General features: G+C 69.9%; 8 protein-coding genes. 2 read left to right on the top strand and 6 right to left on the bottom strand.

Going from position 1 to position 7217, the window contains the following annotated elements; translation table 11 throughout:
- A partial coding sequence (locus JWQ05_RS08575) for an extracellular solute-binding protein (protein WP_299657556.1) occupies positions 1-625 on the bottom strand: 625 nt, incomplete at its 3' end.
- A gap of 136 nt (positions 626-761) precedes the next feature.
- Entirely contained in the window at positions 762-1838 is a 1077-nt protein-coding gene (locus JWQ05_RS08580) for an ABC transporter ATP-binding protein (RefSeq protein WP_299657558.1), read from the bottom strand.
- A 130-nt stretch (positions 1839-1968) separates the two neighbouring features.
- On the opposite strand from JWQ05_RS08580, the gene JWQ05_RS08585 reads away from it, so the two are divergent.
- Together JWQ05_RS08585 and JWQ05_RS08590 are read left to right on the top strand one after the other, a co-directional pair.
- Entirely contained in the window at positions 1969-4215 is a 2247-nt protein-coding gene (locus JWQ05_RS08585; RefSeq protein ID WP_299657561.1) for a primosomal protein N', read from the top strand.
- A gap of 51 nt (positions 4216-4266) precedes the next feature.
- A complete protein-coding gene (locus JWQ05_RS08590) occupies positions 4267-4626 on the top strand; it encodes an STAS/SEC14 domain-containing protein (RefSeq protein WP_299657563.1) in 360 nt (119 codons plus the stop codon).
- A 51-nt stretch (positions 4627-4677) separates the two neighbouring features.
- Here the strand turns inward: JWQ05_RS08590 and JWQ05_RS08595 are convergent, their stop codons facing one another.
- The 4 genes from JWQ05_RS08595 to JWQ05_RS08610 form a co-directional block, all read right to left on the bottom strand.
- On the bottom strand, positions 4678-5073 hold the full coding sequence (locus tag JWQ05_RS08595; protein ID WP_299657565.1) for a hypothetical protein: 396 nt from the start codon (positions 5071-5073) through the stop codon (positions 4678-4680).
- Positions 5074-5273: 200 nt separating this feature from the next.
- Positions 5274-6257 (bottom strand): asparaginase, encoded by a 984-nt coding sequence (locus JWQ05_RS08600; protein WP_299657567.1) that lies wholly within the window; start codon positions 6255-6257, stop codon positions 5274-5276.
- An 8-nt stretch (positions 6258-6265) separates the two neighbouring features.
- Entirely contained in the window at positions 6266-6472 is a 207-nt protein-coding gene (locus tag JWQ05_RS08605) for a Trm112 family protein (RefSeq protein WP_299657569.1), read from the bottom strand.
- A gap of 26 nt (positions 6473-6498) precedes the next feature.
- On the bottom strand, positions 6499-7167 hold the full coding sequence (locus tag JWQ05_RS08610; protein WP_299657571.1) for an LON peptidase substrate-binding domain-containing protein: 669 nt from the start codon (positions 7165-7167) through the stop codon (positions 6499-6501).
- Between the last annotated feature and the right edge of the window lie 50 nt (positions 7168-7217).

Consider the following 7217-nt stretch of genomic DNA (forward strand, 5'->3'; position numbering starts at 1 on the left):
CGGCGAGGATGTCGCGGGCCACGTCCCGGTCGCCGCCGGCGGGCTTGCGCGCGAGGTTGGCCTTGACCGCGCGCAGCCAGCCCTCCGTCTTCTCGGGGCCGTGCTTGACGAGGTGATGGGCGATCAGAGCCGTGTTGTAGGGGTGCTGGCCGGAGCGCAGGCAGAGGCCACCCTTCCACTTCGGATCGGCGAGCCCCTCGTAGGTGATGGTCTTGAGGTCTGCGAGGTCCTTGTCCGCGTAGAGCACGCGGGCCCGCAGGGAGAGGGCGAACCAGCGCCCGTCCGCGTCGCGCAAGCTGGCGGGCACCGCCGCTTCGAGCACGCTGGAGCGCACGGGCTGTGCGAGATCGCGGTCGACGAGATCGATGAGGTTGCCGACATCCACGGTCATCAGGACGTCGGCCTTGGCGCGCGCGCCCTCGGCCGCCACGCGCTCGGCCAGGCCCTTCTCGACGAAGACGGTGTTGACGGTGACGCCGCTCTTGGCCGTGAAGGCATCGAGCAGGGGACGGATCAGGCCGGGCTCGCGGGTGGTGTAGAGGTTCACTTCCGCCGCCGAGGCCGTGCCGACCAGGGCCGCCAGCGCGAGGCCCGCGAACCCGATTGCCGTCTTTCCACCCACCATGGCCGACACCCTCCCTGAAGCTCTTGGGCGGTGTTCAGAGGCATCGGCGAGGAAAAAGCAAGCACGATGTCTTTGACTTAAAACAGTTAAAAACTACAGATGCAGACCTCGTCCGGTCTCGGCCAAGTGTTGTGTTTTAATCCTCCACCGCAGCAAAAATAAAGCTACGCGTCGCATCGAGGGCGAAACCGATGCTATCGCCGGGCTGGCTGGGCTCTTCACCGGAAACCGACAGACGCAGGGGTTCCGAAAATCCCTCCACCGCGAGGGTCAGGAGCGCGGTCGCGCCGAGGAAGCGGCGCTCGATCACGCGTCCGCGAAAGCGCGCATTCGGCGCATGCAGCCGGATCGCCTCCGGGCGCAGGCATACGGTCAGGGCTTCGCCCTCCGCGCGTCCGGGCGCAGGCAGGCACCCGAAGGGCGTTTCGACGGCGCCGTCGCGACATCTGCCGGCGACCTCGATCAGGTCGCCGAAGAAGCGCGCGACGAAGCGCGTCCCGGGTCGCTGGTACAATTCGCGCCCGGTGCCGACCTGGACGATGCGCCCCTGGCGCATCAGGGCGATGCGATCGGCGAACCCCAGGGCCTCCTCGGGGTCGTGGGTGACGAGGAGCGTGGTGGCGCCGTTGGCGCGCAGGACCGCGAGGGTGTCGTCACGGACGCGGTCGCGGGTGCGCCGGTCGAGATTCGAGAACGGCTCGTCGAGGAGGAGGATGCGCGGCCCCGGCGCCAGGGCGCGGGCGAGCGCCACGCGCTGGCTTTCCCCCCCTGACAGCGTACCCGGATAGCTGCTTGCCCGGTCCGCAAGGCCGACCTGTTCCAGGCGCGCCGCCGCGATGGCGCGGGCTTGCGCGCCGGGCTCGGCGTGGAGCCCGAAGCGGACGTTCTCGGCGACCGTCAGGTGCGGAAACAGCGCATAATCCTGGAACATCAGCCCGACCCCGCGCGCCTCCGGCGGAACGCCCCGGCCACCGTCGCTGACCACCCCGCCGTCGAGGCGGATCGTCCCGGCTTCCGGTTGCTCCAGGCCGGCGATGGCACGCAGGAGCGTGCTCTTGCCGCAACCGGAATCGCCGAGCAGCGCGATGATCTCACCGGCCTGCACCCGAAGGGAGATGTCGGCGAGCGCCTGCACGGCGCCGTAGCGCAGGCTGATCCCGCGCAGGTCGAGGCGCGGCGGGGTGGTGGCTTGAGGCTGTGCTGGTTGGCTCATCGAAACCGAGGCGGGTGCGGGGCTCTGCTGCTTAGGAGCCAAGGCGGTCCGGAGGCAATGCGCCCGCGCCGGTCGCGCATTCCCGCCCGCATGTCTATATTCCGGTTATGTTCCATCAAAGCGCCGTTCGATGCCCTGTGTCGCCGAGATCCTGATCCCGCTGGCGCTGGACAGCGCCTACAGCTACGCCGTGCCGGCCGGGCTCGACCTCTCGGTGGGCGACGTCGTGCAGATTCCGCTGGGGCCCCGCGAGACGGTGGGCGTGGTCTGGGGCGTGCGCCAGAGCCCCGGCGGCTCGAACCTGCGCCCGGTGACGGGCCGCCTCGACGTGCCGGCCCTGCCCGACGCCCTGCGCGAACTCGTCGACTGGCTCGCCCGCTACACCCTCGCGCCCAAGGGCTCGGCGCTGGCCATGGCGCTGCGCCTGCCGGACGAGGCCGCGCTGACCGAGACCGTGCGGATCGGCGTGCGCGCCACCGGCAAGGCACCCGCGCGGCCAACGGCGGCCCGCACCAAGGTCCTGGCGGTGGCAGCCGACGGCGCCATGCGGGGCAAGAGCGCCCTGGCCAAGGAAGCCGGGGTCTCGCTCAGCGTGGTCGACGGCCTCATCGACGACGGTGCCCTCGAGGCGCAGGCGCTGACGCCCGAACCCGTCGCCCTGCCACCCGACCCCGACCACGCCCGCGTGCCCCTCTCGGAGGCCCAGGAAGCTGCGGTGCACCAGCTCGTCGGGCTGATGAATCCGGCGCCCGTCGAAACCGCGCCCACGGATGCGATCGGTGACCCGCTGCCACACGACGGCAAGGTGCCGCCGCCGGGCGCGGAGCACAAGGCGCCGACCGTCCTGCTGGAGGGCGTCACGGGGTCCGGAAAGACGGAGGTGTATTTCGAGGCCGTGGCCGATTGCGTGCGTCGCGGGCATCAGGCGCTGATCCTGATGCCCGAGATCGCTCTGACGGCGCAGTTCCTCGACCGGTTCGCCGAACGCTTCGGGGTCCGCCCCGCGACCTGGCATTCGGGGGTCGGCGGCAAGCGCCGCGAGCGGATCCGCGCAGGCGTGACGACGGCTGAGATCGCCGTTGTGGTGGGCGCGCGCTCGGCCCTGTTCCTGCCGTTCGCCGATCTCGGCCTCATCGTCGTCGACGAGGAGCACGAGGCCGCCTACAAGCAGGAGGACGGGGTGCATTACCACGCCCGCGACATGGCGGTGGTGCGCGGGCGCATCGAGAACTGCCCCGTGGTCCTGGCCTCGGCGACACCGTCCATCGAGACGCGGGTGAACGCCGAGCGCGGGCGCTACGTCCGGGTCGCCCTGCCGGAGCGCTTCGGCGGGCGGCGCCTGCCCGACATCGCCGCCATCGACATGCGCTCCGACAAGCCGGAACGCGGCCGCTTCATCGCCCCCGCCCTGGTCGCGGCCGTGCGCGAGACCGTCGAATCCGGCGACCAGGCCCTGCTCTTCCTCAATCGGCGGGGCTACGCCCCCCTCACCCTGTGCCGGGCCTGCGGCCACCGCTACCAGTGCCGCAACTGCTCGACCTGGCTGGTGGAGCATCGCTTCCGCCGGGCGCTCGTCTGCCACCAGTGCGGTTACGCCGAGCGGCGCCCCGATTCCTGCGCCGAATGCGGCACCTTCGACAACCTCACTCCCTGCGGCCCCGGCGTGGAGCGCATCGCGGAGGAAGTGGCCGAAATCTTCCCGGACAAGCGCGTCATCGTGCTGTCGAGCGACTTTCCGGGGGGCGCCGAGCGCCTGCGCGCCGAGCTCCAGACCGTGGCCGAGGGCGGTTGCGACATCGTCATCGGCACGCAGCTCGTCGCCAAGGGCCACAACTTCCCGCATCTCACGCTGGTGGGTGTGCTGGACGCGGATATCGGCCTGACCTCCGGCGATCCGCGCGCGGCCGAGCGCACCTTCCAGCTCCTGCAACAGGTGACGGGCCGGGCCGGGCGCGGCGAGAAGCCGGGGCGCGCCCTGCTCCAGACCTACCAGCCCGACCATCCGGTGATCGCAGCCCTCCTGTCGGGGGATTCGGAGCGCTTCTACGAGGAGGAGATCGGGGCCCGCGAGGCCGCCGGCCTGCCCCCCTTCGGACGGCTCGCCGCGCTCATCGTCTCGGCGAACGAGCGCGAGGTGGCGGAAGCCCACGGGCAGGCGCTCGCCCGCGTCGCCGAACCGCCGGAGGGCGTGATGGTCCTGGGACCCGCCGAGGCACCGCTCGCCCTGATCCGGGGGCGCTACCGCTTCCGCCTGCTGGTGAAGACGGAACGCAGCGTCGACCTCCAGAGCTACCTGCGCGACTGGCTGGGCCGGGGGCCGAAGATTCGCGGCAACGTGAAGGTCGCCATCGACGTGGACCCGCAGAGTTTCCTATAACCCTGGTCCGACGTTCGCCCCGCGCGTTCGACCCCTTGAGGAGTGCCACACGTGCTGACCTACACCAAAAAGCCGGATTCGAGCGTCGCCGAGATCGTGGTCGACGGCCAGATCACCGATGCCGAGATGAACACCGTCATCACCGCGATGCAGGCCGACCTCGACAAGGGCGGCAAGATCAAGCTGCTCGAAGACGTGCGCGATTTCAAGGGCATGGAGCCGGCCGCGTTCTTCAAGGACCCGCGCTTCGGCCTCGCCATGATGAAGGGCGTCAGCCACGTCGCCCTGGTGACGGACGCCTCCTGGCTCCGGATGATCGCCGACACCTTCGGCAAGGTCTCGCCGGCCCAGATCAAGACCTTCGACCGCGCGCATATCGACGAAGCGCGCAAGTGGCTGGCCGCCGCCTGAGGCGAACCGAAACCCGCACGCGGATTTCGGACGCAACCTGACGATGAAGCCCTACTCCGCCTGGGCGGTCCGCGTCGTCTGACGCCGGGCCGTCCAGCGGCCGGAGCACAGGGACGAGACCTTCCAGGTGCCGCCTCCGGTCTGGGCCTGGAGGCGGCCCGCGACGGCGCCGCTGGCGGTGCCGTTCGAGACGTTGAGGCCCACCGTGCCGTCGGGACCGACGCGACCGCTGAGGGCGGCGTTGCTGGACGCCGAGGCGAGGCGCACCTGCCCCTCCTGCACCGAGATCGCGTAGGTGTAGCGGCTGTCGCAGACCATGCCGCTCTCGGTGACGAGTTCCACAGACCACGCCCCGTTGAAATTGCCGCCCTCACGCGCGGCGGCCGGGATCGTCACGGGCGAAGACAGGCCGGCTCCGAGCGCCAGAACAACCACGAACTTGGACATGCAGCATCCTTCGGCAGATCAGTGTCCGCCGGAAGCCGAACCGTTGAGCGGCGCGACGACTTCACAAGCAGACGAACAGGTGAGAATGCACACATCATATCCGCCGAAGCGGCAGGATTATGACGCGCGCTGCAAACATCTGCTGACGAGCATCGCCGAACCTGCCTGAACGGGCCATGACCGAGGCTTAAACTTGGCGTCTATCGGTCGTAATACGTCTGCAATGCGCCCCGGTCGCGCGTGAGCGGCAGGGCGAGCAGCGCCAGCACCCGGGCCTTGTCGGGCGTGAGATCGTCGGCGAACACCGCCCCGGCCTGCAGCAGCGTGTGGCCTCCGCCCTTGAAGCCGTAGACCGGGAGCGCGCGGCCCTGCGCGACCTGGCTCGCCACGATGACGGTGACGCCCGCCGCGATCGCCTCGACGGCGGCCTCGTAGAGCGCCTCGTTGACGTTGCCGAACCCGTAGGCCGCGATGACCACGCCCTCGGCGCCATCCGCCACCGCATGGCGGAGTTGGGCGCCGTCGCTGCCGGCGACCATCGGCACAATCTCGACCCGCGCGAGGCGCTCGGGCAACGGCAGGGTCTGGCGCCGCAGGGATTTGCGCGCGAACACCACCCGGTCCTCGTCCACGTGGCCGAGGAAGCCGATCTCGCCCGAGTTGAAGGTCTCGACGTTGTTGGTGTGGGTTTTCCGCACCTCGCGGGCGGCGTTGATGTTGTGGTTGAGCGTCACCGTCACGCCCATGTCGCGCGCGCCCGGCGCCAGGATCTGGCGCGCGGCGTTCAGCAGGTTGCGCGCGCCGTCGGCATCCGCGTCGGAGGCGTTGCGCTGCGCGCCCACCATCACCACCGGCTTGTCGCTGGACAGCGTCAGGTCGAGGAAATAGGCGGTCTGGTCGAGGGTGTCGGTGCCGTGCAGGACGATGGCGCCGACGATCTCGGGGCGGGCGAGCAACTCGGCCACATTGCGGCTCAAGCTCGGCCACAGGGCAGGCCCCATGGCAGCGCTCGGCACGTTGGCGAATTCCACCACCTCGATCCGCGCGAAATCCGCAAGGCGCGGCACGGCGGCGGCGAGGTCCGCCCCGGTCAGGGCGGGGACCGGCGCGCCCGTGACCGGATCGTTCTTCATCGCGATGGTGCCGCCGGTGGCGACGATGGCGATGATCGGCTGGTCCGACATGGCGCGGATCAGTCGGTCAGCGCACGCGCCTCTTCCGGCAGCATGATCGGAATGCCGTCGCGGATCGGGTAGGCGAGCCGCGCCGAGCGGCTCACCAGTTCCTGGCGCGCGGCGTCGTATTCGAGGGTGCTCTTCGTCAGGGGGCAGACGAGCAGTTCGAGGAGCTTGGGGTCGACGCGGGTGGCCTCGACGGGGCTCGGCATGTCATCGGCCATCGGTGCGTATCCTTCTGAACGGGAGATCACTGGAGTGTGGGTTCGGAGCCCGACGCGCGCACCAACTCCATTTCGGTGACCGCGATCAAGACCTCGGCGCGGGTCTTGAGGTCCTGCGCCTCCAGCATCGCCTGTTTCTCGCGCGCGCCGAACGGGCTCATCATGCAGAGCGCATTGACCAGAGCCTCGTTGGGCGCCTCCTCGATGCCGGCCCAGTCGACCTTGAGGTCGTTGACCTCGACGAAGTCCCGCAAGGCCTTCAGCACGCCCTCGCGGTCGACGGCGTCCTCGCCGGCCCGCGCCTCGAAGTCGGTGGCGAAGTCGTCGTAGGAGACCTGGCAACGGCGGTAGCGGGTGGTGGTGGCGAGCTCGCTCTCCACACGGAAACGCGCGATGCCGGTGAGCGAGATGAGGTAGCGCCCGTCCCCCGTCTCCGCGAACTGGGTGATGCGACCCGCGCAGCCGACCCGGAACAGGCGGGGCGTCATCGGTGAGGACCCCGCTTCAACGTCCGGCTGAATCATCCCGATGATCCGGTCGCTGCGAAGGGCGTCGTCGATCATCGCGAGGTAACGCGGCTCGAAGATGTTCAGGGGCATCTGGCCGCGCGGCAGCAGCAACGCACCGGGCAGGGGAAACACCGGAATGACTCCGGGGCAATCGGCCGGCCCCTTGTAGCCCGCATGCGTGCTCATCGCGTCTCCCCGCCGTCCGTTGGCTGCTTCACGCGAAGACCAGCGTCGAC

It is taken from the genome of Methylobacterium sp., from assembly GCF_028290105.1.
Taxonomy (GTDB): Bacteria; Pseudomonadota; Alphaproteobacteria; order Rhizobiales; family Beijerinckiaceae; genus Methylobacterium.

Bases quoted from the DNA above. Each gene is read 5' to 3' on its own strand.
- JWQ05_RS08605 (WP_299657569.1), bottom strand. From the start codon at position 6,472: ATGGCCGATGACATGCCGAGCCCCGTCGAGGCCACCCGCGTCGACCCC.
- JWQ05_RS08610 (WP_299657571.1), bottom strand. From the start codon at position 7,167: ATGAGCACGCATGCGGGCTACAAGGGGCCGGCCGATTGCCCCGGAGTC.
- JWQ05_RS08600 (WP_299657567.1), bottom strand. From the start codon at position 6,257: ATGTCGGACCAGCCGATCATCGCCATCGTCGCCACCGGCGGCACCATC.
- JWQ05_RS08580 (WP_299657558.1), bottom strand. From the start codon at position 1,838: ATGAGCCAACCAGCACAGCCTCAAGCCACCACCCCGCCGCGCCTCGAC.
- JWQ05_RS08595 (WP_299657565.1), bottom strand. From the start codon at position 5,073: ATGTCCAAGTTCGTGGTTGTTCTGGCGCTCGGAGCCGGCCTGTCTTCG.
- JWQ05_RS08585 (WP_299657561.1), top strand. From the start codon at position 1,969: ATGCCCTGTGTCGCCGAGATCCTGATCCCGCTGGCGCTGGACAGCGCC.